At 71.0% G+C, this 26,638-nt stretch carries 25 protein-coding genes and 2 pseudogenes; 14 read left to right on the top strand and 13 right to left on the bottom strand.

Annotated features, from left to right (window positions below; genetic code table 11):
- Positions 1-10: 10 nt before the first annotated feature.
- Complete coding sequence (locus ACFSJS_RS25090; protein WP_380904248.1) at positions 11-949, bottom strand: ketoacyl-ACP synthase III family protein; 939 nt, start codon at positions 947-949, stop codon at positions 11-13.
- A 452-nt stretch (positions 950-1,401) separates the two neighbouring features.
- Here ACFSJS_RS25090 and ACFSJS_RS25085 point away from each other — a divergent pair, with 452 nt between their 5' ends.
- The 5 genes from ACFSJS_RS25085 to ACFSJS_RS25065 all read left to right on the top strand — a co-directional run bounded on the left by ACFSJS_RS25085 (position 1,402) and on the right by ACFSJS_RS25065 (position 5,460).
- Positions 1,402-2,970, top strand: coding sequence for an AMP-binding protein (locus ACFSJS_RS25085; protein WP_380904246.1), 1,569 nt, complete (start codon positions 1,402-1,404; stop codon positions 2,968-2,970).
- Positions 2,967-3,236 carry a phosphopantetheine-binding protein gene (locus ACFSJS_RS25080; protein ID WP_380904244.1) on the top strand — a complete coding sequence of 90 codons (270 nt, stop codon included), beginning with the start codon at positions 2,967-2,969 and terminating at the stop codon, positions 3,234-3,236. Before ACFSJS_RS25085 ends, ACFSJS_RS25080 begins: the two co-directional genes overlap by 4 nt.
- Before the next feature lie 29 nt (positions 3,237-3,265).
- Complete coding sequence (locus ACFSJS_RS25075; protein ID WP_380904242.1) at positions 3,266-3,967, top strand: hypothetical protein; 702 nt, start codon at positions 3,266-3,268, stop codon at positions 3,965-3,967.
- Positions 3,964-4,209, top strand: coding sequence for a phosphopantetheine-binding protein (locus ACFSJS_RS25070; protein WP_380904240.1), 246 nt, complete (start codon positions 3,964-3,966; stop codon positions 4,207-4,209). Before ACFSJS_RS25075 ends, ACFSJS_RS25070 begins: the two co-directional genes overlap by 4 nt.
- A gap of 72 nt (positions 4,210-4,281) precedes the next feature.
- A complete protein-coding gene (locus tag ACFSJS_RS25065; protein WP_380904298.1) occupies positions 4,282-5,460 on the top strand; it encodes a cytochrome P450 in 1,179 nt (392 codons plus the stop codon).
- Between the two features lie 89 nt (positions 5,461-5,549).
- Here the strand turns inward: ACFSJS_RS25065 and ACFSJS_RS25060 are convergent, their stop codons facing one another.
- The 9 genes from ACFSJS_RS25060 to ACFSJS_RS25020 all read right to left on the bottom strand — a co-directional run bounded on the left by ACFSJS_RS25060 (position 5,550) and on the right by ACFSJS_RS25020 (position 17,520).
- Complete coding sequence (locus tag ACFSJS_RS25060) at positions 5,550-6,881, bottom strand: sulfate adenylyltransferase subunit 1 (protein WP_380904238.1); 1,332 nt, start codon at positions 6,879-6,881, stop codon at positions 5,550-5,552.
- A gap of 2 nt (positions 6,882-6,883) precedes the next feature.
- Positions 6,884-7,819, bottom strand: a complete 936-nt coding sequence (gene cysD, locus ACFSJS_RS25055; protein ID WP_380904236.1) for a sulfate adenylyltransferase subunit CysD — start codon at positions 7,817-7,819, stop codon at positions 6,884-6,886.
- A complete protein-coding gene (cysC, locus tag ACFSJS_RS25050) occupies positions 7,816-8,370 on the bottom strand; it encodes an adenylyl-sulfate kinase (protein ID WP_380904234.1) in 555 nt (184 codons plus the stop codon). The genes cysD and cysC overlap by 4 nt, the downstream gene beginning before the upstream one ends.
- A 66-nt stretch (positions 8,371-8,436) precedes the next feature.
- Positions 8,437-9,735 carry a (3,5-dihydroxyphenyl)acetyl-CoA 1,2-dioxygenase DpgC gene (gene dpgC, locus ACFSJS_RS25045; RefSeq protein WP_380904232.1) on the bottom strand — a complete coding sequence of 433 codons (1,299 nt, stop codon included), beginning with the start codon at positions 9,733-9,735 and terminating at the stop codon, positions 8,437-8,439.
- A complete protein-coding gene (gene dpgB, locus ACFSJS_RS25040; protein WP_380904230.1) occupies positions 9,735-10,391 on the bottom strand; it encodes an enoyl-CoA-hydratase DpgB in 657 nt (218 codons plus the stop codon). Before dpgB ends, dpgC begins: the two co-directional genes overlap by 1 nt.
- Positions 10,392-10,405: 14 nt before the next feature.
- The gene (gene dpgA / locus ACFSJS_RS25035; protein ID WP_380904228.1) at positions 10,406-11,485 is read right to left on the bottom strand and encodes a 3,5-dihydroxyphenylacetyl-CoA synthase DpgA; all 1,080 of its coding nucleotides are present in this window, start codon (positions 11,483-11,485) and stop codon (positions 10,406-10,408) included.
- 111 nt (positions 11,486-11,596) lie between these two features.
- Positions 11,597-12,931, bottom strand: a complete 1,335-nt coding sequence (locus ACFSJS_RS25030) for an aminotransferase-like domain-containing protein (RefSeq protein ID WP_380904226.1) — start codon at positions 12,929-12,931, stop codon at positions 11,597-11,599.
- A 122-nt stretch (positions 12,932-13,053) separates the two neighbouring features.
- On the bottom strand, positions 13,054-16,179 hold the full coding sequence (locus ACFSJS_RS25025; RefSeq protein WP_380904224.1) for an amino acid adenylation domain-containing protein: 3,126 nt from the start codon (positions 16,177-16,179) through the stop codon (positions 13,054-13,056).
- A 315-nt stretch (positions 16,180-16,494) separates the two neighbouring features.
- A complete protein-coding gene (locus tag ACFSJS_RS25020) occupies positions 16,495-17,520 on the bottom strand; it encodes a helix-turn-helix domain-containing protein (protein WP_380904222.1) in 1,026 nt (341 codons plus the stop codon).
- A 331-nt stretch (positions 17,521-17,851) separates the two neighbouring features.
- Between ACFSJS_RS25020 and ACFSJS_RS25015 the strand changes: the two genes are divergently transcribed.
- The 4 genes from ACFSJS_RS25015 to ACFSJS_RS25000 all read left to right on the top strand — a co-directional run bounded on the left by ACFSJS_RS25015 (position 17,852) and on the right by ACFSJS_RS25000 (position 21,097).
- Complete coding sequence (locus ACFSJS_RS25015; RefSeq protein WP_380904220.1) at positions 17,852-18,043, top strand: hypothetical protein; 192 nt, start codon at positions 17,852-17,854, stop codon at positions 18,041-18,043.
- 353 nt (positions 18,044-18,396) lie between these two features.
- Positions 18,397-19,485 (top strand): ParB/RepB/Spo0J family partition protein, encoded by a 1,089-nt coding sequence (locus ACFSJS_RS25010; protein WP_380904218.1) that lies wholly within the window; start codon positions 18,397-18,399, stop codon positions 19,483-19,485.
- Between the two features lie 39 nt (positions 19,486-19,524).
- Positions 19,525-20,322, top strand: coding sequence for an enoyl-CoA-hydratase DpgD (gene dpgD, locus ACFSJS_RS25005; protein ID WP_380904216.1), 798 nt, complete (start codon positions 19,525-19,527; stop codon positions 20,320-20,322).
- 46 nt (positions 20,323-20,368) lie between these two features.
- The gene (locus ACFSJS_RS25000; protein ID WP_380904213.1) at positions 20,369-21,097 is read left to right on the top strand and encodes a 4'-phosphopantetheinyl transferase family protein; all 729 of its coding nucleotides are present in this window, start codon (positions 20,369-20,371) and stop codon (positions 21,095-21,097) included.
- A 263-nt stretch (positions 21,098-21,360) separates the two neighbouring features.
- Here ACFSJS_RS25000 and ACFSJS_RS24995 read toward each other — a convergent pair.
- Positions 21,361-21,483: pseudogene (locus ACFSJS_RS24995) on the bottom strand (IS30 family transposase); the annotation flags it as partial.
- 73 nt (positions 21,484-21,556) lie between these two features.
- Here ACFSJS_RS24995 and ACFSJS_RS24990 point away from each other — a divergent pair.
- Positions 21,557-21,964 (top strand): transposase, encoded by a 408-nt coding sequence (locus ACFSJS_RS24990; RefSeq protein ID WP_380904211.1) that lies wholly within the window; start codon positions 21,557-21,559, stop codon positions 21,962-21,964.
- A 63-nt stretch (positions 21,965-22,027) separates the two neighbouring features.
- Here ACFSJS_RS24990 and ACFSJS_RS24985 read toward each other — a convergent pair whose 3' ends face one another.
- The gene (locus ACFSJS_RS24985; RefSeq protein WP_380904209.1) at positions 22,028-22,273 is read right to left on the bottom strand and encodes a type II toxin-antitoxin system RelE family toxin; all 246 of its coding nucleotides are present in this window, start codon (positions 22,271-22,273) and stop codon (positions 22,028-22,030) included.
- Positions 22,270-22,530, bottom strand: a complete 261-nt coding sequence (locus ACFSJS_RS24980; protein WP_380904207.1) for a type II toxin-antitoxin system Phd/YefM family antitoxin — start codon at positions 22,528-22,530, stop codon at positions 22,270-22,272. The genes ACFSJS_RS24985 and ACFSJS_RS24980 overlap by 4 nt, the downstream gene beginning before the upstream one ends.
- A gap of 634 nt (positions 22,531-23,164) precedes the next feature.
- On the opposite strand from ACFSJS_RS24980, the pseudogene ACFSJS_RS24975 reads away from it, so the two are divergent.
- From ACFSJS_RS24975 to ACFSJS_RS24960, 4 genes and pseudogenes are all read left to right on the top strand, one after another.
- Positions 23,165-23,359 (top strand): annotated as a pseudogene (locus ACFSJS_RS24975) (RNA polymerase sigma factor); the annotation flags it as partial.
- 208 nt (positions 23,360-23,567) lie between these two features.
- The gene (locus tag ACFSJS_RS24970; RefSeq protein WP_380904205.1) at positions 23,568-24,524 is read left to right on the top strand and encodes a GlxA family transcriptional regulator; all 957 of its coding nucleotides are present in this window, start codon (positions 23,568-23,570) and stop codon (positions 24,522-24,524) included.
- Positions 24,525-24,630: 106 nt separating this feature from the next.
- Positions 24,631-25,629, top strand: a complete 999-nt coding sequence (gene gap / locus ACFSJS_RS24965; protein ID WP_380904203.1) for a type I glyceraldehyde-3-phosphate dehydrogenase — start codon at positions 24,631-24,633, stop codon at positions 25,627-25,629.
- A gap of 311 nt (positions 25,630-25,940) precedes the next feature.
- A complete protein-coding gene (locus ACFSJS_RS24960; protein ID WP_380904201.1) occupies positions 25,941-26,159 on the top strand; it encodes a hypothetical protein in 219 nt (72 codons plus the stop codon).
- Positions 26,160-26,638: the final 479 nt, after the last annotated feature.

Raw genomic sequence — 26,638 nt, 5'->3', positions numbered from 1 at the left:
CCAGGCGCCGTCAGCCGCCGGCCTGCCACGCGGGTCGCGCCAGGATCTCCAGCACGGCGCAGCTGAAGCTGAACCCGGTGGAGTCGCCCAGCAGGGCGACCCGGTCCCCCACCTCCGCGGTCCCCGTCTCCAGCAGGTGGGTCAGTCCGACGAACGAGTCACCACCGTTGATGAGATGGCCGACCGTACGCCCCAGTTCCCACGTCGTGCGCTTCGGGTCGATGCCGAACTCGTCGAGGAAGTCGCCCTCGACGAGGAAGCGTCCCGTGTAAGGCAGGAGCCAGTGCCTGATGTCACGGGCCTCCAGCCCGGCGTCCGCGAGCGCGCCCCGCACGCAGTCGCGCTTCGCCTCGTTCATCGTCCGCATCATCGACATGACCCGCTGACGCTGCGCCCGGAGGTACTCGCGGCGGTCCTGGAACCCGGCGGGGTCGAGCCCGGCCAGCCCACTGAACCTGCCGTCGCCGACGATGTCGGTGGCGAGCAGCCGCGCGACGCCGTCCCCGCCGCCCAGCACCACGGCGGTCGCCCCGTCGCCGGCCACCGCGCCCTGGTCGTCGCTGTACCGGTCGCCCTCGCGCCTGAACGAGTCCGCCGAGGTCAGCACGACCGCACGGTCGGCGGACACGTACATCGCACCGACCTCAAGCGCCGCGAGCGCCCCGCTGCATCCCTGCCGCAGCCCGAAGGCGCGGGCCCGGCCGCCGTGGGCCATGCCCTGGACGTACGAGGCCGGCTCGGCGACCCCCTCCGGACCCTGCTCGTCCACGTAGGCATGGACGAACAGACCGATCTCGGCCGGGTCGACCGCGGACCGGGCGATCGCGCTCCGCGCGGCATCGACGGCCAGGTCGGCGGCGCAGCCGCCGTCCGCGACGGCTATCGACTCGTAGCCGTGCGCCTCACGGACGGCGGGGTCGTACCGGCCGGCTCTCACCGCGTCCGTCACCGGCTCCCGTTCGCCCAGGGCAACTGCACAGGACCGGACATACACATCGTCCCAACGCACGAGGCAGCCTCCAGGGGTCGTCAGGGGTGGGTGCTGGGCGTGAACGGCTGCGACCGTAACGACCTGCGCTCATTCCCGGCAACGCTCGCCGCGCATCCGGTCGGCGCCGTCGTCCCGGGGGTGTTCAGGCTCTTCGTACGCGCCTTCACTGAGCGGCGGGGCTGTGGATACGATCCAGCGACGACCCGCTCCGGGAACAGGAGTTGGTCCCGCCACTGCCTGCGTGTCCTTCCACGTGTCCTCTGCGGCGCGAAGCGTGCCGGAGACGGACCACGTGATGCCCGGACAGCAGCGCTGAAGCTCGGTCAGGACAGAGTCCCTCGCGATCCTCGACGGTCGCCACGAACATGCTCGACGACGGTGACGGCAACCGTCGCACGTGGGGAGTTCACATGTGTCAAGCAGGGCAGGCGGAGACGGCGCGGCCACTGACGCTGTGGGGCGGTCCCGCGCAACCGGGGTGCCTGCTGGACGGGCTGGTCCGCGCGGTGCGGGAGCACCCCGGCCACCTGGCGTTGATCGACGGGGAGACCCGACTGACGTACGAGGAGCTGTGGGGGTGGGTCGCCGAGCTCGCGGGGCGGCTCGTCCGCCACGGCGTCGGGCCGGGCAGCCGGGTCGCGGTGACCGGCGCACGCGGCGCACGCACCGTCACGGCCCTGCTCGCCACCATCGCGGTCGGCGCCACCTACGTGCCGCTGGACGCGTCGTACCCGGTGCGACGGCTGGCCTTCATGCTGCGGGACAGCAAGGCGAGTCTGCTGCTGTACGACGGCGTCGAGCCGGAGATCGCCGACGAGGCCACGGCCCTCGCCATCGGGGACCCCACCGGAGCCGGGTCCGACGGCTTCCGGCCTGTCGCCTGCCGACCCGACTTCCCCGTGTACGTCATCTACACCTCCGGGTCGACCGGCCTGCCCAAGGGCGTGACGCTCCAGCACAGCTGTCTGGACCCCCTCGTGGCCTGGCAGCGCGCGGACTCCGTCCGGCCCGCGCTGCGGACCGCGCAGTTCGCGCCCCTGAACTTCGACGTGAGCTTCCAGGAGATCCTGAGCACTCTGTGCGACGGCGGCACCCTCGTCATCGCCCCCGAGTCGCTGCGACGCGACCCGTTCACCTTCTTGACCTGGCTGGCGGACCACTCCGTCGAACGCCTCTTCCTTCCCTATGTGGCCCTGCACATGCTGGCCGTGGCGGCCTCGGCGCAGGGCGGCGACCTGGGACTGTCCCTGCTTGAGGTGAACACGGCGGGCGAACAGCTGCTGTGCACACCACCCATCAAGGACCTTTTCGCAGCTCTGCCCCAGGCCCGGCTCGGCAACCACTACGGGCCCTCCGAGACCCACGTGGTGACGGCGTGGAACCTGCCCGCCGACCGCGCGGACTGGCCGCTGCTGCCGCCCATCGGCCGGGCGCTGCCGGGCTGCGAACTGCTGGTGGACCCCAGCGACCCGGAGAATCCCGCCATCGGCGAACTGCTCGTCGCCGGCGCCCCGGTCTCGCTGGGCTACCTCGACCGGCCGGAGCTGAACGCTGAGCGCTTCGTCACCGTCGAACGCACTCCCCACGGGCACACCCGCGCGTTCCGCACCGGCGACCTGGTGCGCGTCGAGGACGGCCTGGTGCATTTCCTCAGCCGTCTCGACTACGACGTCAAGATCCGCGGCGTCCGGGTCAACCTCCTCGAGATCGAGGCCTGCCTCATGCAGCAGCCCGGCGTCGCCACCGCGGTCTGTGTGGCCGTGGAACCGGTCGCCGGCTCGCGCCAGCTGCGCGCCGCCATCACCCTGCACCCCGACGGGACCGAACCCGGCGATCTTCGTGCGGCTCTGGCCGAGCTGCTGCCCGAGGCCTCGTTGCCCGCCTCGGTGACCGTACTGCCCGGACTGCCCCGTACACCGAGCGGCAAGATCGACCGCAACTCGGTCGCGCAGTCCCTGACGACCGGAGGTGGCCGATGACGGCCGAACCGACCATGGCCGAGGCCACCACGACGTACCAGCGGCGCATCGCCGAGCTCTGGTCGGCCGCACTCGGCATCGAGGTCACCGCGACCGACCACGACTTCTTCGCGGGCGGCGGCGACTCCTTCCAGGCCGTGCTCGTCACCGCGTCGGTGCGCCGCGAGTGGGATGTCGAGGTGCCCGTCCAGCTCCTCGTCGACCACCCCGTGTTGGCGGACTTCGCGGACCACGTGGCCCGGCTAACAGACGAGCGGGCGCGGTGAGCCGTCAGCGCGCGGGGAGGGCATGGAGCATGCTGAGAGTCCTGGACTACCCGGGGCGCCGGGCGGAGGCCCCGGTTACCGCGCTGGGGCTCGACGACATGGTCGCTCTGCTCGGCGACTCCCCGCCGATCGAGGGCACCGGCCCCGCGTACGCGGCCCGGCTCGACGACGGTCCCGAGCCGATCCTGGCGTACTGCGCCGCCTCGGCGATCGCGGTGCACCTCGCACATCGGTCCCGTGAACCGCGCCCCCTGATCTTCTTCGACCCGATGCCGGCCACCGACGACGACATCGCGCGGGCCTACGCCACCGCGGTCGCCCAGGTGCCGGGAGGCAGTGAGCCGCCGGGGCCGCTCGGGGAGCTGCCCTCCGAACCGGAGGCCTTCCTGAACGCCGTCCGCGAGGACCTGACAAGGCGTGCGGAGAGGGCCCTGCGAGCCCTGGGGCTGGAGGACGAAGTGGTCATCGAGCCGGTGGCGCACTTCGTACGGCAGCACCTGTCGTACCTCTCCTACCTGCTCGCGGCACGGGGCGAGCTGCCCGACGGGCCGGTCGGGCCGATGCTCCAGGTCCTCTCCCGCGAGCACTCCGACCACCGTGGCTGGCTCCCTGCGGGAGAGCTGCACACCGTGCGTATCGACAGTGACCCGACCGGGCTCACGGCCCACGAAGCGTCGAGGAGCAGCGTGATGTCGTTCCTGACCGCAGTGACGAGGAGGCAACACAGATGACAGGCGAAGAACTGCGCTCTGCGGTGCGGACGGTCTGGGAGGAGGTGATCGGCGCCGGCGTCGACGACGACACCGACTTCTTTGACGCGGGCGGCACGTCGTTCGCCGCGCTGCGCATCGTCGCGACGCTCAACAGCCGGCACGCGATCGCCGTCCCCGTGAAGGTGCTGTTCGAAGCCTCCCGCTTCGCCGACTTCACCGCGGCCCTGGACCACGAGCCCGGGCTCGCCCGGCAGACCTGACGACGTACGCGTCGCTCCGCACACCACCATGAGTTTTCCAGGACATCGAGAGAGCCGGGGGCGTCCTTGTCCGTGTCGTTGACGGTCGATCTGCTGGATCCGACGCTGTACTCGGAGGGAAATCCGCACGAGATCTGGCGGACCATGCGGGAAGCCGGCCCCGTCCACCGCCAGGTGGCGGGGACCGGCTCGGAGCACTGGGCCGTGGTCGGGCACTCCGTGGGCAAGGAGGTGCTGCACGACTGGAAGGTGTTCACCTCCACCCGCGGAGTGCTGCTGCGCCCGGACGACAACGCGGCACCCTACCCCGGCGCCGGCAAGATGCCGGTCCTCACCGACCCGCCACGCCACACCGATCTGCGCAGGGCCGTCGCCCAGATGTTCACGCCGCGCGCCGTGGAGAAACTGGGCGCGCTCGCCCGTGAGGTCGCGGGTTCGCTCCTGGCCGGCCTGCGCGCGCGCGGCGGTGGCGATTTCGCCACCGACGTGGCCATGAGGTTTCCCCTCGCGGTCCAGGCCCAGATCCTCGGCATCCCGGCGGAGGACGTTCCGCTGATCCTCGACGCCACCCGCCGCTCGGTGGACGAGTCGGAACACGGCTCCTTCGGACACCACGACGTGATGACGTACTTCCTGCAGGCGCTCGGCACGGAACGGGGGGAAGCCGGCCAGAACCTGATCGACACCCTGCTCGCCGCGCGGGCGGGAGGTCTTTCCCTGTCGGACGAGGAGATCGTCCTGACCTGCGACAACATCGTGGTCGCCGCGAGCCAGACGGTCCAGCACGCCGTGAACGGCGGGCTCCTCGCCCTGCTGGACCACCCGGCCGCGTGGCAGGCGCTGCGCGAGGGTCGGGTGGGTGTCGGCACCGCCGTCGACGAACTGCTGCGTTGGACCGCGCCGGCCACACACGTGATGCGCACCGCGGTCCGCGACACCGAACTGGCGGGCACGACGATCAGGGCCGGTGAGGCGGTGGCGGTGTGGATCTCCTCCGCCAACCGGGACGCCGCCGTCTTCGACCGTCCGGAGGAGCTGGTCCTGGACCGCAGCCCCAACCCGCACCTGTCCCTCGGCGGCGGCATGCACTTCTGTCTCGGTGCGGCCCTGGTACGTGTACTGATGCGGGCGCTGCTCGTGGAGCTGAGCACGGCCGACACGTCTCTGGCGCTCGCGAGCCCGCCCGTTTGGCACTCCACGTGGGCGGTCAACGGCCTGCGGTCGCTGCCGGTGGAGGTCGTTCCCGCCTGACCCCGAACCGCACGGTGGTCAGCCGCCGGGAGAGCCGGTACGCCCTCGGCGTACCGGCTCTCCCGGTGCTGTCGTCGGCTGTGCGCCGGTCAGAAGTCCCACCCCTCGCCGTCGCGCTCCAGAGCCTCGGCGGCCGGTTCGGCGAAGGCGCGGCCGGCCATGCCGACGGCCAGTGTGGTGCCGTCGGCCGGGTCGATGAGCAGGAAGGACCCGGTACGGCGGCAGTCGGCGTACCCGTCGACGGGCAGTGCCTCGGCGGTACGGATCGCCACCTGCCCGATGTCGTTGACCACCAGCGCACCGGGCTCGGGGTGCAGGGTCAGGTCGTCCAGCGAAAGCCGGGACACGATGTCCTTGACGATCGCCTTGACCGTGCGGGTGCCGTGCTTGAGCAGGACGCGGGCGCCCGGAGCGAGCGACCGGTCCGCGACCTGGCAGACCGTGGCCTCGATGTCCTGGGTGACGGGGGGCGCGAACGCCGCCGCGGCGATCAGGTCGCCGCGCGAGACGTCCAGCTGGTCGGCCAGGATCAGGGAGACCGACTGCGGAGCCCGGGCCACGTCCACGCTCTCGCCGAGCAGATCGATGCCCGCGACGGCCGTCGTCCGGCCCGAGGGCAGGACGGTGACCTCCTGACCGACGTGGAAGCTGCCGGCGGCGATCTGTCCGGCGTAGCCGCGGTAGTCGGGATGCTCGGCGGTCTGCGGACGGATCACGACCTGCACGGGGAAGCGGGCGTGGCGGGTGGCGAGGCCATGGCCGACCGGGACCGTCTCCAGGTGTTCGAGGACGGTCGGGCCCGCGTACCAGTCCATGTGCGCGGAAGCCTCCACCACGTTGTCGCCCGCGAGCGCCGAGATCGGGATCGCGGTGACCTCCGGGACGCCCAGCTCCTCGGCGTACGTGGTGAATTCCTCGGCGATGGCGGCGAAGACGGACTCCGCGTAGTCCGCGAGGTCCATCTTGTTCACGGCGAGCACCACGTGCGGCACGCGCAGCAGCGCGGAGATCGCGGCGTGGCGGCGGGTCTGCTCGACGACGCCGTTGCGGGCGTCGACGAGGACCACGGTCAGCTCGGCGGTGGAGGCACCGGTCACCATGTTCCGCGTGTACTGCACATGTCCCGGGGTGTCGGCCAGGATGAACCGGCGCCGGCCGGTGGCGAAGTAGCGGTACGCCACGTCGATGGTGATGCCCTGCTCGCGCTCCGCGCGCAGACCGTCGGTCAGCAGGGCCAGGTCGGGGGCGCCACGGCCCCTGCTCCTCGAAACCCGCTCGACAGCCGTCAGCTGGTCGGCCGGTACCGACTTCGAGTCGTGCAGCAGCCGGCCCACCAGGGTGGACTTGCCGTCGTCGACGGAGCCCGCGGTGGCGAACCGCAGCAGCGTGGTCGCCGCCGCGTGTGCCGTGGTGCTGGTCATTGTCAGAAGTACCCTTCGCGTTTACGGTCCTCCATCGCAGCCTCGGACAGCTTGTCGTCGGCCCGCGTCGCCCCCCGTTCGGTGAGCCGGGAGGCGGCTGTCTCGGCGATCACGGCGCGGAGATCGGTGGCGTCGGAGTCCACCGCGCCCGTGCAGGACATGTCGCCCACGGTGCGGTAGCGCACCATGCGCTCGCACACCGGCTCACCGTCCCTCGGTCCGCCCCACTCCCCCGCGGTCAGCCACATGCCGTCCCGCCGGAACACCTCGCGCCGGTGGGCGAAGTAGATCTCCGGCAGGTCGATGCCCTCGCGGGCGATGTACTGCCACACGTCCAGCTCGGTCCAGTTGGACAGCGGGAACACCCGTACGTGCTCGCCGGGCGCGTGCCGGCCGTTGTACAGGTTCCACAGCTCGGGCCGCTGACGGCGCGGGTCCCACTGCGAGAACTCGTCCCGCAGCGAGAACACCCGCTCCTTGGCCCGCGCCTTCTCCTCGTCACGGCGCCCCCCGCCGAACACCGCGTCGAACCGGTGCTCGCGGATGGCGTGGACCAGCGGCACCGTCTGCAGCGGGTTACGCGTCCCGTCCGGGCGCTCGCGCAGCAGGCCCTCGTCGATGAACTCCTGCACCGACGCGACGTGCAGGCGCAGCTTGTGCCGCGCCACCGTCCGGTCGCGGTGGCCGATCACCTCCGGGAAGTTGTGTCCGGTGTCCACGTGCAGCAGCGGGAACGGCATCGGCGCCGGCGCGAACGCCTTCAGCGCCAGATGCAGCATCACGATCGAGTCCTTGCCGCCGGAGAACAGGAGCACCGGCTTCTCGAACTCCCCCGCCACCTCGCGGATGATGTGCACCGCCTCGGACTCGAGGATGTCGAGATGGGTGAGGACGTACGACCTGCCCGTCTCCTCGGCCACTGCGGTCGATGACGTCATGCGATGCCCTTTCCCTTCAACAGATCCAGCAGCGCCCGCACCGACTCGTCCACGCTCTGCCGGTGGGCCTCGATCCGCATGTCCGGATCGGCGGGCAGCTCGTAGGCGTCGTCCACCCCACTCAGCCCGGTCAGCTCGCCGGCGGCCTGCTTGGCGTACAGGCCCTTCACGTCACGACCGGCGCACACCTCCACCGGCGTGGCCACGTGGACCTCCAGGTACGGCGTACCGGACGCCTCGTGGTGGCGGCGCACGGCCTCACGGGCCTCGGCGTGCGGTGCGATGACCGGGGCGAGGACGAGCACGCCGTGGGAGGCCAGCAGCTCGGCGACGAAACCGATGCGGGTCACGTTGGTGTGACGGTCCGCGCGGGAGAAGCCGAGCCCGCCGGAGAGGAACCGGCGCATGTCGTCCCCGTCCAGCACCTCCACCCGGCGCCCGGACGCCCGGATCCGCCATGCGGCGGAGGCGGCGATGGTCGACTTGCCCGCGCTCGGCAGCCCGGTCAGCCAGATGGTGGCACCGCGCTCCTCAGCCCCGGATCTGCTCATGATCAGGCCGTCTCTTTCCGCTCGGAGCAACAGGGCGGCAGGCGCGGGCACGGCCCGCCGCACGAGTCACGCTCCCGCCGGACACCTCGACCGCCCCTCCTCCGCGAACCGGCCCACTTTGCTGATCACGTCTTCGCCGTAGAGGCGCAGCGCCTGCTGGAGGGCGAACTCGGCCATGTAGTGCCGGAACGCGTGCACCGGCTCCTCGGCCAGGTTCAGCATCCTCCGGTTGGGTACGACCGCCGGGCCGCTCAGCCGCTCGACGGCGCGGTCGACGGCCGCGTCCATCTCCTGCGGCTCCACCACCTCGTCGATCAGCAGTCGCGCATCGGGCTCCGTGGCCCATATCCGGCGGCCCTGGAGGATGATCTGCCGGGAGGTCCGGGGGCCGGTGTGCCGGCCGAGCCGGAAGTTCGCGGCGCCGGGCACGATGCCCTCGCGGGCGGCGGGCAGGCTGAGATAGGCGTCCGACGCGGAGAGGACGTGGTCGAAGGCGAGCAGCAGCTGCGCGCCGCCGCCGATGGCGAAGGTGTCGACGGCCGCCACCCACGGCTTCTCGACCGTCGGGGAGTGCCAGGGCGCGTCGTCGCTCCGTATCCCCCGCACGAGTTTGTGGATGTACCCGAGCTCGCGCCGCAGCAGGAACCCGGTCAGCGAGATGTCCCCGGCGTGCAGGCTCTTGAGGTTGATCCCTGCGCTGAACACCCGCCGGCCCCGGTAGCGCGGGTGGGTCATCGTGCCGCCGCGCAGCACGCCCACCTTCACCTGCGGGTCGAGGAGCGCCAGGTCGACCACGGTTTCCATGTCGTCGACCTGCCGGTCGTCCTCGGCGTTCAGGCAGTCGTCGCGGCACATCGTGAGATGTGCCGTTCCGTCCTTCCGTTCCAGCCGCACCGACGCTGTCTCAAGGACGCCCGTGCGCAGGAATCCGGGCAGCAGCCGCAGTGCCCGGGGGGTGGGTCGCAGCATCGTGTCGAGCAGGTGCGTGCCGGCCTCGGGCGATCCCAGGACGGCTCGCAGGAAGATGCCCTGGTCGATCTCGTATCCCTCTTTGTCCGCCTGCGGCCGACCGCGGTCCGCGGCCACCTGCTCGGCTGTCGGGACCAGGCCGGGGAACTCCACCGCCGCGGCCTCGACGAGCTCCACTGTGCGCAGCTCCCTGGTGCGGCCGTCCGTCAGACGGTCGTACACGGCGTCGATCCGCGCCTCCAGGAAGCGCATCCGCAGCGTCCGCGCGGCGTCCTTCACCGCGGCCACCTCCGCCTGCTGTTCGGGCAGGCGGGCGCCGGGCTCGGGCAGCGTGGCCAGCAGCCGGTCGAGGTGCGCAACCGCCGCCTGGACCTCCGGCCAGAGCGCCACGCTCATCACGCCACCTTCACGGGCGTACGCAGAACCCGGTCACATGCCGCCAGGTGCTGACCGAGGGCCTCATCGAAGCTCGTCGTGGCGGCATCGAAGTGCAGCTGCCTGCGGATGGAGATCTCCGCCCCGGCCAGCCCGCCCACCAGGTCCACGGCAGTGGCGAGCGCACCCGCGAGGTCCTCGGTCATCTCGTCGGCGAGTCCCGTCCGCAGCGCCGCGGTGGCCTCGATGGGCTCCCCGAACAGCAGCGCACGACGGACCCGGGCGGCTCCGGCCAGCTGGACGAGCCGGAATCCGGCCATACCCGGCCAGGTCGCGGCGGCGTCCCTGGCCACCAGGAGCCGGGTGTCGGGCGTGACCACCCGGATATCGCAGGCGACGAAGACATCGAGGGCGGCGCCGCCGCAGTCGCCGGACGCGATGGCCACGGTGGCCCGTGCGAGCCGCTCCAGCCTGCGCAGCGCCCGCTCCCACTTGTTGACCACGGTCACGTCGAGACCGCTGGTCCATCCCTCGGCCGGTGCTCCGCTCACCCGCAGGACCACGGCGCCGGAACCGGCCTGGTCCTCGGCCGCGTCGCAGAATGCCTGCACGGCCGCAGCCGTCGCCGCCGACGGCGGCTCGGTACCGTCGATCACCAGAGTCAGTGCGTCTTCCATGACGTCCTCCACATTCACCACTGGACCAGCGCCGTTTCGATCGTCGAACCCGGGCCCATCGTCATCAACACGCCGTAGTCACCGGGTTGGGCGACTCCCTCGTCGAGGAGCCGTTCGTACGAGAACAGGAACGAGCCGCTCGACACGTTTCCGTAGTCACGCAGCACACCGACGGTGTGCCGTACGTCGTGCCGGGTCAGCCTGAGGTTGACCGAGACGGCATCGATGACCTTCTTGCCGCCGGAGTGCACCAGCCAGTGGGCGATGTCGCTGCGGCGCAGGCCGGTGTCCGCGAGCAGCCGGTCGACGACCAGCTCGGCGTGGGCGCCGACCACATAGGGGACCTGGGGGTCCAGGTAGAAGCTGAAGCGGCCCTGGTCCCGGTCCCAGTCGTAGCGCATGGCGTCGATGGCGTTCGGGATGAGGCAGCTGGCGAACTTCAGGATCTGCGGCCCTTCGACGACGGCCGTCTCGTCCGGAGCGGGGCCCGAGCGGATCGCGAGCGCGGCGGCGCCGTCGCCGAACAGGCTGTTGACCACCGCTGTGCGCATGGTGGAGTCCATGGTGTAGGCGGCGGAGCAGGCCTCCACGCACAGCACGACGACCAGTTCGCCGGGGTGGGCGGTGGCCCAACCGGAGGCCACTCCCAGAGCGTTGAGACCGGCGTTGCAGCCCATGCCCACGATGTCGGAGCGGCTGCAGTGCCGGTCGATGCCGAGCTCCTTGATGAGCAGGGCGCTCAGTCCGGGGGTGAGCAGTCCCGTGGATGTCACGCAGCACAGGTGGCGCAGATCGGAGAGCTCGGCCCCCGCCCGCTTGAGGCAGGCGCGCAGGGCCTCGGCACCCATCTCGAGCGCCGTCGCCTTGTGCTTGTCGAGGAGGTCGCCCTGGGCCTCGTGGACGCGCCCGCCCGCACCGTCAGCCGGGGGAAGCGTCAGATGGCGGCGCTCGATGGCGCTGTTGAGGAAGAGCGACCGGATCTTGGGGTCGTTGATGTCGAAGGCGTCGAGCACCTCCTGCTGGGTGTACGACGTGCCGGTCACCGCCGTACCCACACCCAGGGCACGGGGTCGCAGCCCGGCTGCCGGGGTCATCGGAACATCCACCCCCACATACGCGGCTTGCTCCGCGGTCGTCGGCATCGACTCGGTTCGGACACGTGTACGTCCTCTCTCGCTGGGATCTGCGCAGCCTGACCGGTCGGGTCAGAACGCGCTGCTCTGCGCCTCGACGAAGCGCACGAGCCTCGCGGTCCCCTCTTCGATCTCGGCAGGCGTCAGGTAACTGGTCGACAGCCGGATGCCGTGGTGGCCTCCGGTGCCGGGATGGAAGTGCTTCATCGGCGTCCAGATGACGCCGAAGTCCTGCGCGGAAACGATCAGCCGGTCGTTGTCGACCGTGAAGGGGACCCGCAGGGTGAGGAAGAAGCCACCGGTCGGCCGGTTCCAGCTCACGCCGAGGGCCTCGCGGCGCTCCGCGGGAAGCCGGGCGTCGAGCTGCCGCAGCATCTCCCGCATCGCCTTGCCGTAGTGGTCGGCCGCTCCGGCGCTCACCTGCGACAGCCGGCCCCGCGCGCCGAGCAGCGCACCGGCCACGGCCGCCTGGCCGAGCGAGGAGGTGTTGACCGTGACCATGCTCTTGATCTTGGTCAGCTCGGCGGCCAGCAGATGCTCGCCGCCGTCGGCGTCACGGACACGCTGGTCGGCGACGACGAAGCCGACCCGGGCACCGGGAAAGACCGTCTTGGAGTACGAGCCCAGATGCACGACCCTGCGCGTCCGGTCCCGGGACTTCAGCGTGGGCAGGGGCGTGCCGGGGCTGACCAGCCGGTACGGGCTGTCCTCCAGGACCAGGAAGTCGTAGCGCTCGGCAAGTCCCAGGAGTTCCTCGCGGGCCTCGGTCCCCATGGTGGTACCGGACGGATTGGAGTGGTCGGGCACCACGTAGAACGCGCGCGGTCGGCGGCCGTTCGCCAGCTCGTCCCGCACCGCGGCCTCCAGGTCGGCGGCGCTGAACCCTTCCTCGCGCTCCTCCACCGGGCGGACGCGCACGTCGAGCAGCCGGGCGGCACCGGTGATCCCGACGTAGCAGGGGCTGGACACCAGCAGTACGTCGTCGGGGCCCGCGATGAGCGCGCGCAGAACCAGGAGCATGGCCTCCTGGGCGCCGACGGTCACCACGATCGAGTCGGCCGGCACGTCGATGTCTTCGTCCGCCCGTAGCGAGTCGGCGATGATGTCGCGGATCAGCCCTGCCGTGGGTCCGTACTGGTACAGGGCCGTGCGCACGTCGTCAGGCGATCCGCCCTGCTCGGCCAGGTGGTCCAGATACCGGCGAATGTGGCCGATCACCTGCTCGGTGTCGAAGAAACCGTCATAGGGGCGCCCAGGTGCGAACGAAATCGCATCCGGGTATCGATGGGTTATCTCGTTGAGGAAGTTCATGGTGTCGAGCACCGGCTCGGAAACACTGCTGTGCAGCTCTGCCATGTCCAGCCAGTCCCCCGAACGGGTGTCGGCGGGCACAGTGGTTCCTGACATGTATTTCCCCTGAGTTCTGATGGGTTGAGGCAGCGCATGAATCCGGCCGCGCGTGACCACTCGCGCTCCGCCGGGTGCCCGCACACGCCTCCGGGACGGCTCAACCGTTTTCCCGGCGCCGGTCAGACCGGTGCGACGCCCCCCGCGGCGAAGGTCCGGCGCCCGGGATCGACCACGACTGTCGCGAGCAGTTCGGCGAAACGGTCGCCGATGCGCTGGACCGTCGACGCGTCGAACAGCGCGGTGTCGTACTCCAGACAGCCGATGACGCCCGACGGGCGGCGACCGTCGCCGTACTGCTCGGTGAGGCTGACGAGCAGGTCGAACTTCGCGGTCGACGTGGCCTCCTCGACCACCGAGACGTCGAGGCCCGGCATCGCGAACTCGTAGCCCGTGACGTTCTGCAGGACGAGCATGACCTGGAACAAGGGGTGCCGGGACAGCGAACGGGACGGGTTCACGGCCCCCACGACCTGCTCGAACGGCACCTCCTGGTGGGAGTGCATGTCCAAGGTGGCCTCCCGCACCCGGGCGAGCAGCTCGGCGAAGGAGGGGTCGCCCGACAGGTCGGTGCGCAGGACGACCGTGTTGGCGAAGAAGCCGACCATGTCGTCGAGTACGGGTTCGGTGCGCCCCGCCACCACGGTTCCCAGGGGGATGTCCGTTCCGGCGCCGAACTCGTGCAGCACCCTCGCAAGGGCGGCCTGGAACACCATGAACGACGTGGCGCCGTGGGTGCGCGCCAGCTCGGTTACGGCCACCTGCAGTGCGGCGTCGAGCCGGATCGGGATGCTCGCGCCCCGGTGCTCGCTGTCCGCGGGACGGGGCCGGTCGAAGGGCAGGGCCAGCTCGTCCGGGACCCCGGCCAGGGCCTGTTTCCAGTAGTCGAGCTGACGCCGGGCGAGACTGTCCTCGGCTCCCGGTTCGCCGAGGAGCCGGTGCTGCCACAGCGTGTAGTCCGCATACTGCACGGGCAGCTCGGACCACCGCGGGGCCTCGTCGGCGCGTCTGGCCGCGTACGCGGTCGCCAGATCACGGCTGAGCGGGGCCTTGGACCAGCCGTCCGACGCGATGTGGTGCAGGGTCAGCACCAGGACGTGCCGGCGCTCGTCCAGGACGAACAGGTCGGCCCGCACGGGAAGGTCCGCCCGCAGGTCGAAGGGCCGGCGGCCGGCCTCCCGAACCGCGTGGTCGAGCTCCGTCCCGTCGATGTGCCGGACGGGCAGGGGGGGATGCACATCGGCGGGGTCGAGGACCAGCTGGTAGGGCTCCCCGGCTTCGGCGCCCACGACGGTGCGCAGGCTTTCGTGCCGGACGACCACGTCCCGGACCGCTTCCCGCAGCGCGTCCCGGTCCACATCACCGCTCAGGTGCAGGACGACGGGCAGGTGGTACAGCGGGGAGGGACCGTCCCACTGGTCCAGGAACCACATGCGGTGCTGGGCGGCGGACAGCGGGACGCGGACGGCGGGCTCCCTGCGGGTGAGCTCGGGGCGGTGGGAGTCCGGAATCCGCCCGCGGAGCAGCGGGCACAGTGCATCGACCGTCGGAGCGTCGAAGAGCTGCCGGATGGACAGGTCCACGCCGAAGGCGTTCCTGAGCTCGCCGAGCAGCCGAGTGGCGAGGAGGGAGTGGCCGCCGAGGTCGAAGAAGCTGTCGTCCACACCGACCCGCGCGATGCCGAGCGCCTCCGCGAAGAGCGCGCAGAGCCTCTCCTCGTCCGAGGTGCCCGGGGCACGGTAGGACGCTCTCGCGACATACCGCGGTACCGGCAGAGCCCGGTAGTCGATCTTTCCGTTCGGCGTGAGGGGAATGGCGTCCAGGGCCACGAACGCGGCAGGGACCATGTACTCGGGCAGGGCGCTCGCGGCGTGGTCGCGCAGGGCGTCGACGTCCACGACGCCGTCACCCACGTAGTACGCCACCAGGCGCTTGTCGCCGCCGGTCTCGCGGGCGGTGACCACGACCTGGTCGAGCCCGGGGAGAGCCGACAGGACGGTTTCGATCTCGCCCGGCTCGACGCGGAAGCCGCGGATCTTGACCTGCTCGTCGGCGCGGCCGAGGAAGCCGAGCATGCCGTCCGGGTTCCGGCGCACCGTGTCACCGGTGCGGTACATGCGGCTGCCGGCCGGGCCGTGGGGGTCGGGGACGAAGCGCTCGGCGGTGAGCGCGGGGTCGCGCAGGTAGCCGCGGGCCAGCCCGGCGCCGCCGATGCACAGCTCCCCGGGGCCGCCGTCGGCCACCGGAGCCGACCGCTCGTCGAGGACGTATGCGCGCATGCCGTCCAGCGGGCGGCCGATGGGGACCTCGTCGGTGACCTGGACGGCGTCCGTGTAGGCGTGCTGGGTGGCGTACAGGGTGGTCTCGGTGGGGCCGTACGTGGCGCGCACCACCGTGCCCGGACAGGCCTCCAGAATCCGCCGCACCGCGACCGGGGAGATGACGTCGCCGCCCGTGGAGACCTCCCGCAGTCCGCGGAAGGTCTCCGGCGCCGACTCGCCGATGGTCCGCAGCAGGCCGGCGGTCATCTCCAGACTGGTGATACCCTCCGCGGCGAACAGCTCGCGCAGCCGGGTCGCGGACACCTGGTCGGCGGAGGCGATGACCGAGGTGGCCCCGCGCAACAAGGGCATCCACAGACCGTGCAGCGAGGCATCGAACGCGTAGGGGGCGATCAGCAGAACCCGCGCGTGATGCCCGGTTCCGAACAGGGAGTCGTCCACCAGATCGAGCACGTTGCGATGGCTGACGGCGACGCCCTTGGGCGTTCCCGTGGAACCGGAGGTGAACATGATGTACGCCAGCTGGTCCGGCGTGCACACCGCCTCCACCGGTTCGGACGTGGCCTCGGCGATGTCCGGGCCGTCGACCCGGACCACGGTGACGTCACCCCCGGGAAGTCCCTCCGCGGTCATCACCGCATCGGTCAGCAGAACACGTGCGCCTGTCCGGCGGATGATCCACTCCATCCGTTCGGCCGGAAACCCGGTGTGCAGGGGCACGTAGCAGCCGCCGGTCTTGAGTACACCCAGGAGCGCCACCGTGATGTCCACGCTGCGGTCGGTCAGCACGGCGACCGGTGTCTCCCGGGCAACTCCGAGGCCGGTCAGGACACGCGCCAGAGCGTCGGACCGCCGGTCCAGCTCCCGATAGGTCAGCTCGCGCCCCGCGGAACGAACCGCCACCGCGTCCGGAGTACTCGCGGCCTGTTGCCGGAACCGCCCGTGGAGGGATTGCGCATCACTCATCTGGCACGGCTCCACATCATGGTAAAGGAGATGCTCTGCAAACACAGGAGCAGCAGGAGGACCAGCTCGGAAGGGTTCTCCACAGGATGCGAATGATCCTCGATCGGTGATCTGCTGCTGTTGTGAACCACCAGACCAGAAACGACGTGGAGCGTCAACGCGCTCTATTCGTTTATTGCGTTCGCGCATCGCTCGGCGAAAAGGGCGCGTTCAACTCGTCCCGTGGACCACTCAAGTGACTTCCGGAAGCACTTGGACAGTGCCCATGGGCTCTGCAGGCCCCTCACCGAGGCCCCCAGGGCCGGCGCGGACGCGTCAATCGGCGTGAAGCGGGAGGAATCCCAGCTGTATGGCGAGTACTCCGGCCTGGAAACGGCTGCGCGCGCCCAGCTGGGTCATGAGACTGGACGTGATCCTGCGGGCGGTACGAGGTGACACTCCGAGGCGCTTGGCGATAGCCTCGTCGGTGTGGCCGAACGCCAGCAGATGGAGCGCCTCGGCCTGCTGGGCGGTCAGCTCTCCGGGAGCCGGTGACACCGGTGCTTCGAGCGACTCCGCGGATTGCCACACCTGCTCGAACAGCCAGTGCAGTACGGCAACCATGCCCGGCGCGCCCACCCGGATGGCACCGACGGCGGTGTTGTCGGCGTCGGCGGCGATCATCACGGACTTGCGGTCGTAGATGATCATCCGGTTCGGCAGTGACGGAACGGTTCGCACCTTGCATCCTTGCTCGATCAGCCAGCGTGCATGGTCCATGGTCGGCCGGTCGGCACGAATGCTGTTGAGATAGATGGTGCGCATGCGTACACCGCGCCGGAGCAGCTGTTGGTTCAGCGGGCGGGACGCCTCCATGTTCCCGGGCTGCTGCGGGCCGCCCGGCGCGAAGGTGAGGAGCTCTTCGGCCACTTGGTCGTTCATCACCGCCAAGTGGTCGCGGATGGCGTCCAGCCCTGGGAGATACTCGATCTCTCCTTCGGAGGCACCGGGTAGCTGACGTTCCTCGTAGGCCAGGATGAACCTGGCCGCAGCGGCCTGCGCCACGTCCAAGCGCTGTTGGTGCACGGCAAGTTCGGAGCGCTGCCGAGCGATCAGGATGTCCATGCCACGGTGCGGGCTGACCGCATGCAGACGATGGGGGGATGCGGTCGAGGCACGCACGAGGGCCAGCTCGCTGAGGCGGTCGAGCGCGTCGCGAACAGCGGACTCCGGCAGACTCAGCCGACGGCAGATGTCGGAGACGCCCTCCGCCCCCTCCAAGAGAGCGATGTATACGGACTCGACTGGCGACTCCAGGCCCAGCGAGCCCAGGGGGCCGTGGGTTGCTTCCCCGTCAGTCATTCCCCCCACCTCGACGATTTAAGGCACACATTGGTCAATTCCCACCCTACGCGATCAAGCCGCGCCATGGCAAGCCCTTTTTGGGTGCAGTTGACTTCACATCAATTCAAATGCCTACCTTGCATACTGAGGACCCAACAATGCCACGGAGATCAGCTTCCGTGAATCGGAATTCAATCGCCCGGAACCAAGAACCCAGAGGACAAGGACATCCATGTTTCTCGTCCACGTGCCCATCAGACCGCGCAGGCCTGAAGCAGAAATACCCGAATCGGCCGCGGAGTCGATCACCCTATCCTGCGCGGGCCGGGACGGCTTCGAGCACGTGAGTGTGCACCCACACGCACTCCCCCATCCGGTCATCGGCTTCTACGTGCGGGCCGAGTCCCCGCTCGAGGCCAAGGCAGCAGCCCTCTCCCTGTGGCGTCTGGCCAGTTCAGGCCTGGTGCAGCTACAGGGCTGGGAGCCGTTGCCCGCCGAGGACCCGTTCTTCGGTCCCGGCCTCGAGACGGGTGCGCCCTGAGGGGCGTGTGGACGGATTAGGTCATGGCCGGTTTACCTCCCTCAGGCCTACTTTCCCTCCTCGCAGACAGACGGCAGTCTCTTTCCCATCAGCAAGATCTAGTCGACGAGAAGGAGCATCCGATGGCCCACCCGATTCTGCGCAAGGCACTCCGCAGCATAATTGTGGCCGCCGCGATTACTGTGGGAGTCGGATTTCCGGCGCAGAGCGGGAGCACCGACTCCGGCGCTCTGGTGGTTCATGCGCAGGTCGGCAACCCGGAGGCGACCACGGGGTCCGAGGACGACCATGGATGGCAGTGAAGTCGGTCAGTCGCTCTTGAATCGGATTGGATTCACGAAATGGACGTGGCTATGGAACGAGCAGACTCCGACTATTTGATCAGGCTGCAAACCGCCACCAAAGCACTGCCCGTCGAACGAGTCCCGGTGGAACTGCTGCGGACCGGTTTCTCCCCGCGGGTGGACGGTGAAGACGCCGACCACATCCGTATCCTCGCCGAGAACGCCGGCGAGCTTCCGCCGATCCTCGTGCACCGCGGGAGCATGACAGTCATCGACGGCGCCCACCGGCTACGGGTGTCCGAGCTGCTGGGCGCAGACCATATCGCGGCGCGGTTCTTCGACGGTGACCAGGCTGATGCCCGACTTCTCGCGGTGGCAGCCAACATCGCACACGGGCGTCCCTTGTCCACGGCCGACCGGTCAGCAGCCGCGATGCGCATCTTCGCCGCGCACCCGCAGTGGTCCGACCGGGCGGTCGCCGCGGTCGCCGGCCTCTCCCCGAAGAAGATCGCGCGGCTGCGCAAGGAGCTGGTGCTGCCGCAGTCCGACTCCCGAGTGGGGCGTGACGGACGGGTTCGCCCGATCGACTCCGCACGCAGACGGGAGCGGGCCGGTGAGCTGATCCTGAGCAACCCCGACCTCTCCCTGCGGCAGATCGCGGCGGAGGTCGGACTCGCCCCGGCGACCGTCGCGGACGTGCGCGACCGCGTCCGGCGCGGCGAGAGCCCGGTGCCGAACGGCGTACGGGGGCGCTCGCCCCGGCCCCCGGAGACCACGCGGCACCCGGCGCACCCGGCGCAGCCGGCCGCGGTCCAGGTCGTCAGCAGTCGGATTCCGGCTACGCGCGCTCTTGCCGACGAAATACCGCCGGGTCTGGCCCTGAAGGACGTCAGGAAGATCACCGGCATGCTGGCCCGCGATCCGTCGCTGCGGCACAACACCTCGGGACGGTCCCTTCTGCGCCTGCTCGATGTCTGCGCGCTGATCACCCTGGACCGGAAGAAGATCACCGATACCGTACCCGCGCATTGCAAGGAGTCCGTCGCGCAGCTCGCCCGTGAATATTCCGGAATGTGGAAGTGGCTGGCCGAGGACCTGGTACGGCAAGTCGAGGAGATGAGCGGCCTCGGCGATGACGGCGAAGCGCTCAGCGCGTAGAACCCGCGCAACCCCTCCCTTTTCTCTGACGAGGAAGAAGTGACCTCGGAAGTCATCTACGAAAAAACCGGGCATGTCGCCCGTATCATCCTCAATCGCCCGTCGGTGCTCAATGCGATGAATCTGGCCATGCATGAGCAGCTTGCCGATGCCTGGGATGATTTCGAGCAGGACAGCGATATGTGGGTCGCGGTGCTGTCCGGCGCCGGCGACCGGTCCTTCTCGGTCGGCCAGGACCTGAAGGAGCTGGACCAGCGCACGGGGGAGGGGCTTGCCGCACCCTCGACGTTCGGCAGCCGCGGCAAACCCGGCTGGCCCCGGCTGACCGAGCGGTTCCACCTCGCCAAGCCAGTGGTGGCACGGGTCAACGGGTACGCGCTGGGCGGCGGGTTCGAGCTGGCACTGGCCTGCGACGTGATCGTGGCTGCCGAACATGTCGAGTTCGGACTGCCCGAAGCCCGGCTCGGCCTGATAGCCGGCGCCGGCGGGGTCTTCCGGCTCGCTCGGCAGGCTCCGCTCCGCGTCGCACTCGGCCACCTCATGACGGGCCGCAGGCTGAGCGCGGCCAGAGCGTACGAACTGGGCCTTGTCAACTCGGTCGTACCTGCTGAGGAGCTGGACACCTGTGTCGACGAGTGGGTCGAGGACATCCTGCGCTGCGCCCCCTTGGCGGTCCGTGCGGTCAAGGAGGCCGCGCTGACCTCGGTCGACCTCCCCTTGGAACGGGCATTCGCCACGCGCTACCCGTGGGAGGAACGGCGTATGCACAGTGCTGACGCCAAGGAGGGGCCTCGTTCCTTCGTGGAAAAGCGCCCACCCAGATGGCAGGGTCGCTGACCCCCGAACCGCGCCGAGACGCGCAGTGCTCCCCGAGGACTTCCAGGTGACGACAGCTGCTGATCTGTGCTCTCTGACGCTGCGGCTCGACAGACTGGTCGAACCGTCGGCACTGCCTGCTCCAGGTGAGGCGCTGGTGCGGTTCGTGGACGCGAAGACGCAGGCCCCGTCTGCCGAACAGCTCGCGCCCGACGTGCTCGACGCGATGGAACTGCGGCGTGCCGACCGGTTCGCACGCCCCCGGGACCGCGCCTCCTATCTGGTCGCACATGTGGCGCTGAGGCTGCTGCTCGGCGAGTTGCTCGACACCTCCCCGCGAGACTTGGTGATGAGCCGCGACGCCTGCCCCGAGTGCGGCGGCCCGTCCGGGCGACCGGTTCTCCTGGGCGGCGGCGCCCACTTCTCGCTGTCGCACAGCCGGGATGTGGTGTTCGTGGCCTGTGCGTCCACGCCGGTCGGAGTGGACGTGGAGGCGGCGCCGGTCCCTGAGGTGATGGCCCGGAGCAAGGACTTCTTCCACCCGGACGAAAGCGCCGAACTCGCCGCGCTCCCCGAGTGCAGGCGTGCTGCGGCGTTCGCACGCTTGTGGGCGCGTAAGGAGGCTTGCCTGAAGGGGACCGGAGCGGGGCTGGCGCACGACGGCCACCGGAGCTACCTGGGGACCGGCCCGGCTGCCGAGGCCGTTCCCCCGCCTTGGTCCCTCACCGACCTGCCCGCCCCCGAGGGATTCGCCGCCGCGCTCGCGCTGCGCGCCCCTTCGGTGAGGTGGTGTTGAGGGGAGGTCAAGTCCGGCTCCGAGGGAGTGCATCGCCCGGAAGTTTCCCCGTGATCCCGGACACGTGATCGCTATGCCGCGAGGCTGCGCTGATGCCGTTGCCTGGTCTCGGCCGGGGTGAGGTAGCCGGACCTGCGGTGCTTGCACAGGCGGCGGTTGTGGGGGATTTCGATGAAGGAGGAGGCCTCGGCACGGGCGGTGGCCCGGTCGGGCCGGGTACGGGTGCCGATCCCTTCCTCGAGCAGGTCCCGGAGGCTTTCCGCAGCGGCGGCCTGAAGCCCACCGGCCTCCCACCGCGACAGGCCGGTGCTCCCGGGGAAGCGCTGGCGCAGTGGTCCGTCGGTGTTCTCGGTGGTGCCCCGTTGCCAGGGGCTGTGCAGGTCGGCGGAGCGGGCTTCACGTGAAGCCCCCCTGATCACGGACACCCGGGGACCGGGACGTGAGGTTCCGGAGGAAGCAGTGCCAGGTGGGACCAAGAGCAACCGCAGCAGGCGGTACACGGAGGAGTTCGAACGGGATGCGATCGCACTCGTGCACTCCTCCGGGAAGACCGTCGCCGGGGTGGCCCGGGAGCTCGGGGTCAGCGCCGGGGGGCTGCGGAAGCGGGCCAGGCGGGACCGGGCCGACCGCGGCCAGGGGGCGTCGGGCGAGCCGACGACGGCCGAGCGGGAGGAGCTGCGCCGGCTGCGCAAGCTGACCCGTGAGCGGGCAGAGGCCATTGGGGTGCCGCGGAAAGCGGCGGTCTTCTTTCGCGAAGGGGAGCGATCGGTGAGCGCGGTGTATGCGTTTGTCGAGGCGGAGAAGACCACCCGCAATGTCGCCCTCCTGTGCCGGTCGGTGCCGTACCGGCCTGCCGCATGCCCATGACCGGCCACGGTGGAAGCCGGGACGGGCGGTGTCGTCGCGCAGGGCCGGGTGGCACACGGGTGCTCAGCGCAGGCGGCCGAGGTGGATCACGCTGACGCGGACCTGCTGGTCGCTGATCTCGTACAGCACCCGGTAGGCCCCGACGTGGATGCGCAGCACGTCGCTGCTGCCGAAGGCGCCCTGCGGGCGGGGGTCGTCGGCGAGGCGGTCGACGGCGGCGAAGACCTGCCGTACCCCGTCGGGGTCGTCCTTGGCGAGCCGCTCCGCCTGGAGCAGGGCCTCGGGCTCCCAGACGACCTCGTAGCTCACGCCGTGTCCTGGCCGAAGACGCGGCGGTAGGCCTCCTCGTGCGGAACGCCGGCGTCCTCGCCACGGGCCTGGCGGGCGTGGTAGGCGGCCAGCGCCCGCAGCTCCTGCAGTTCCAGGGCATCGGCAGGGCTGACCAGCATCGCGACGGTCTGCCCGTGGTCGGTGATGGCGACCGGCTCGCGGGTGGCGCTGACCTCGCGCGCGATGGCGCCGAGCCGGGCGCGGGCTTCCACGATCGAGTAAGTGATCTCCGCCATGCACACCACCTTACGCAAGTGCGCACATGATGGCACTTCCCCCTGACCGCGTGGCGCAGGCCTTCCCTGCACGAGGTGCGCGGAGGCCCCGAGGGGGCTTGTCCCCGGCTCGGCCGGGGCTCGGAGGCGGCCACGCGGTCTCCGTGGAGCACCTCGGTGTGCACCGGTCCCCGTATGCCGTCCGGGCGCTGGGTCCTGGTCGACCACAGCAGGTGGTCGCGGAACAGGGGCATGCCGGTGGGGCCGGCGACGGCGCGGCCGTGCGCGGCCTCGATCACCCCGGGACAGCCGGCTGCAGCGGGGTGACGTGCGGCGGCGCCTGCGGGAGGGGACCGGGGCCAGCGTCCGGCCCGCCTGCACGAGATCCTCCTCGCGGAACCCCGCGCGACGGGCCTGCCGGACATGGAGGACGCCGCGATCGACGGCTCGCACGTCCGGGCCCCTGGAAGGGGCGCTCGCACCGGACCTTCGCCGGTCGGCCGCGGCCGCCGAGGCAGCAGGCACCACCTGATCACCGGCCGGCACGGAACGCCCCTCGCGGTGTCGTCGACCAGCGGAGACCATCACGGCGTCACCCAGCTCGTGCCGCTGCCCGGCACTGCACGAGGTAAACGAGGAGCGTCTCGTCCACCTGGTGGCCAAGGGCGACCGTGCCGCGTTCGAGGAGCTGTACCGGCGCACGTCGCCGTGGATGGCGGTGCGGCTGCGCCGCCGGTGCGCGGACGAGCAGGTCGTCGCGGAGGTCATGCAGGAGACCTGTCTGGCGGTGTGGCGCGCGGCGGACGCGTTCGCGGGGGCCGCGGTCGGCGGGACGGCACCTGGACGGCTGTGCTCCTCGCGGTCGCCGGCACCGCGGCCTGCGCCTTCGCGGGGCCGCGACGGTGACCGGGCCGGGCCGCGGCAGCGGGGGCCGGAGGACCGGCCCGAGCGCGCGGCGGGGGCGGCGGCCGCGGCGGGGAAGACGGCCCGGCCGGTGTGCCGTCCGGCCGGGCCGCGCGGTGGGCGCATCGAGGGCGCGTCCCCCGTAGCCTCTTCCCGTGCCAGCCTCCCGTCTGCATCGCGTCGCCGTCCTCGTGCTCGAGGGTGCGAAGCCGCTCGATGTCGGCATTCCCGCGCAGGTCTTCACGACCCGCGCGAGCATGCCGTACGAGGTGCGGGTGTGCGGGGCGACACCCGGTCTCGTGACCGGCGGCGACGGCCTGGCGTACTACGTCGCCCACGGCCTCGACGCGCTTGCGTGGGCCGACATCGTCTTCGTCCCCGGCTACCGGTTCCCGGACCGCGACGACCCGCCGCAGGCCGTCGTCGACGCACTGATCGCCGCCCACGACCGGGGCGCGCGGCTCGCCGCCATCTCGACGGGCGCCTTCGCGCTCGCCGCCACGGGCCTGCTCGACGGCCGGCGCGCCACGACGCACTGGCACTACACGCGGGCGCTCATGGCCAGGCATCCGCTCGTCCGGGTCGACGAGAACGTGCTGTTCGTCGACGAGGGCACCATGCTCACCTCGGCCGGCGCCGCCTCCGGCATCGACCTGTGCCTGCACATCCTGCGCGGCGACCTCGGAGTGGCCGCGTCCAACCACGCGGCCCGGCGTCTGGTCGCCGCCCCCTACCGCAGCGGCGGCCAGGCCCAGTATGTGCCGCGCAGCGTCCCCGAGCCGCTCGGCGAGCGGTTCGCCGCCACCCGCGAGTGGGTGCTGCACCGGCTCGGCGAGCCCCTCACCCTCGACACACTGGCGCGGCAGGCCGGGGTCTCGCCGCGCACGTTCTCCCGGCGCTTCGTCGAGGAGACCGGCTACACGCCGATGCAGTGGGTGATGCGCGCCCGCATCGACCTGGCCCGCGAACTGCTCGAGCGCTCGCAGCGCAGCGTCGAGCAGATCGCCGCCGACGTCGGGCTCGGCACCGGCGCGAACCTGCGCCTGCACTTCCAGCGCATCCTCGGCACCACACCGAGCGAGTACCGGCGCACCTTCACCCGGGGCGAGTGACCCGTCCGGCACCGTGTGGCGAGATCCTTGTGAACCGTGGCGATCCCGCCACTGTCAGCGGCGCGCGCCGCGGGCGAGCCTGGTGGCGAAGGGAAGGGGTTCACTCATGACTCGCATCGCCGTCAACGGGTTCGGCCGCATCGGACGCAATGTGCTGCGCGCACTGCTGGAGCGCGACAGCGCCCTCGAGATCGTCGCCGTCAACGACCTGACGGAGCCCACCGCCCTGGCCCGGCTGCTCGCCTACGACAGCACGGCCGGCCGGCTCGGGCGCCCGGTGACCGTCGAGGGGGACGCCCTCGTCGTCGACGGCCGCCGGATCACGGTGCTGGCCGAGCGCGAACCGGCGCAGTTGCCGTGGGCCGAACTCGGCGTCGACATCGTCCTGGAGGCCACCGGCCGCTTCACCTCGGCCAAGGCCGCCCGCGCCCACCTCGACGCGGGCGCGAAGAAGGTGCTCGTCAGCGCGCCGTCGGACGGTGCCGACGTCACGCTCGCGTTCGGGGTCAACACCGACGCCTACGACCCGGCCGCGCACACGATCGTCTCGAACGCCTCCTGCACCACCAACGCGCTCGCGCCGCTGGCCGCCGTCCTCGACGAACTCGCCGGTATCGAGCACGGGTTCATGACGACGGTGCACGCCTACACGCAGGAGCAGAACCTGCAGGACGGACCGCACCGCGACGCCCGCCGCGCCCGGGCCGCCGGCGTCAACATCGTGCCGACCACGACCGGCGCCGCCAAGGCGATCGGCCTGGTGCTGCCGAACCTCGACGGCAAACTGTCGGGCGACTCGATCCGCGTGCCGGTGCCGGTGGGCTCGATCGTCGAACTCAACACGACCGTCGCCCGCGACGTGACGCGCGACGACGTGCTGGCGGCGTACCGCGCCGCAGCGGAGGGGCCGCTCGCCGGCGTCCTCGAGTACTCGGACGACCCGCTCGTGTCGTCCGACATCACGGGCAATCCCGCCTCGTCGATCTTCGACTCGGCCCTCACCCGTGTCGACGGCCGCCACGTCAAGGTGGTCGCGTGGTACGACAACGAGTGGGGCTTCTCGAACCGCGTGATCGACACGCTCGAGCTCCTCGCCGCCCGCTGACCGGGCGCCGGGGCGGTGCCCCGCGTGCGGCGGCCGCGCCGGCCGGCACTTCCTTCGGGCGCTCCGGCCGGCCGGTGGGGCCGGCCGGAGCGCCCGGCTGCGGAAGCGGGTCCTGCCCGGACCGGAACCGTGGGCGGTGCCCTCGCGGGCGATCTTCGGTGTGACGCCCCGGGCCCGGTCGTCCGCCGAGCGCCCGCGCCGCGCTCGTTTCGGAACGATCCGCGACCACGCTGGGGAGAACCCTCGCCCTTGGTACGGTCGTGACGTGGTGATGGAGCACCACCATGGCGCAGTCGGGGGGAACCGATCACATGCGCACGACGACGCGCCGTCTGTCCTCGGGGGGCGCCGCCCTCGCCGTGGCCGCCACGCTCGGCCTGGCCGTGACGGGAGCTGCCGCAGCCGGCACCACCCCCGCTCCCGCTCACCTCAGCGCTCAGGAGCAGGAACTCCTCGCCTCCGGCACCCCGAAGACGGTCGGGATCGATCCCGCCACCGGGAGGATCCTCTCGGTCGAGGAAGCGACGTGACCGCCCCGTCACGCGGACGGGCCGTGAGCGCGCCCCGCCTCGTCCCCCTGGTCCGCGCCGGAGCCCGCTTCGAACGCGGGCACCTCGTCGAACGCCCCGAGGCGGTTGCGGCGTGAGCACCACCGCGGCCCAGACCGTCGGAACCTAGCGACCGGACCTGCTGCCGCTGCGCGTCGAGCACGCCGAGGAGATGGCCGCCGTGCTGTCCGGTCCGGCTCTGCACGCCTTCACCGGCGGCACCCCGGACACCCCGCAAGCTCTGCGCTCGCGCTACCGGCGCGTGACCGAGGGCTCACCCGATCCGGCCGTCTCCTGGCTGAACCGGGTGATCCGGCTCCGTGCCGAGGCATGCCCGACGGGCACGGCCCAGGCGGCGGTCAGGTCTTCCGGCCACGGGCCCGCCGGCGCCGAGTCGGCGGGGTGCACCGGGCCGGGAACGGCGGAGAGCCGGGGCCCGCACCCAAGGTGCGGGCCCCGGC

This window comes from Streptomyces desertarenae (assembly GCF_042681365.1).
Taxonomy (GTDB): Bacteria; Actinomycetota; Actinomycetes; order Streptomycetales; family Streptomycetaceae; genus Streptomyces; species Streptomyces desertarenae.
This window is presented reverse-complemented; position numbering and strand designations above follow the sequence as displayed.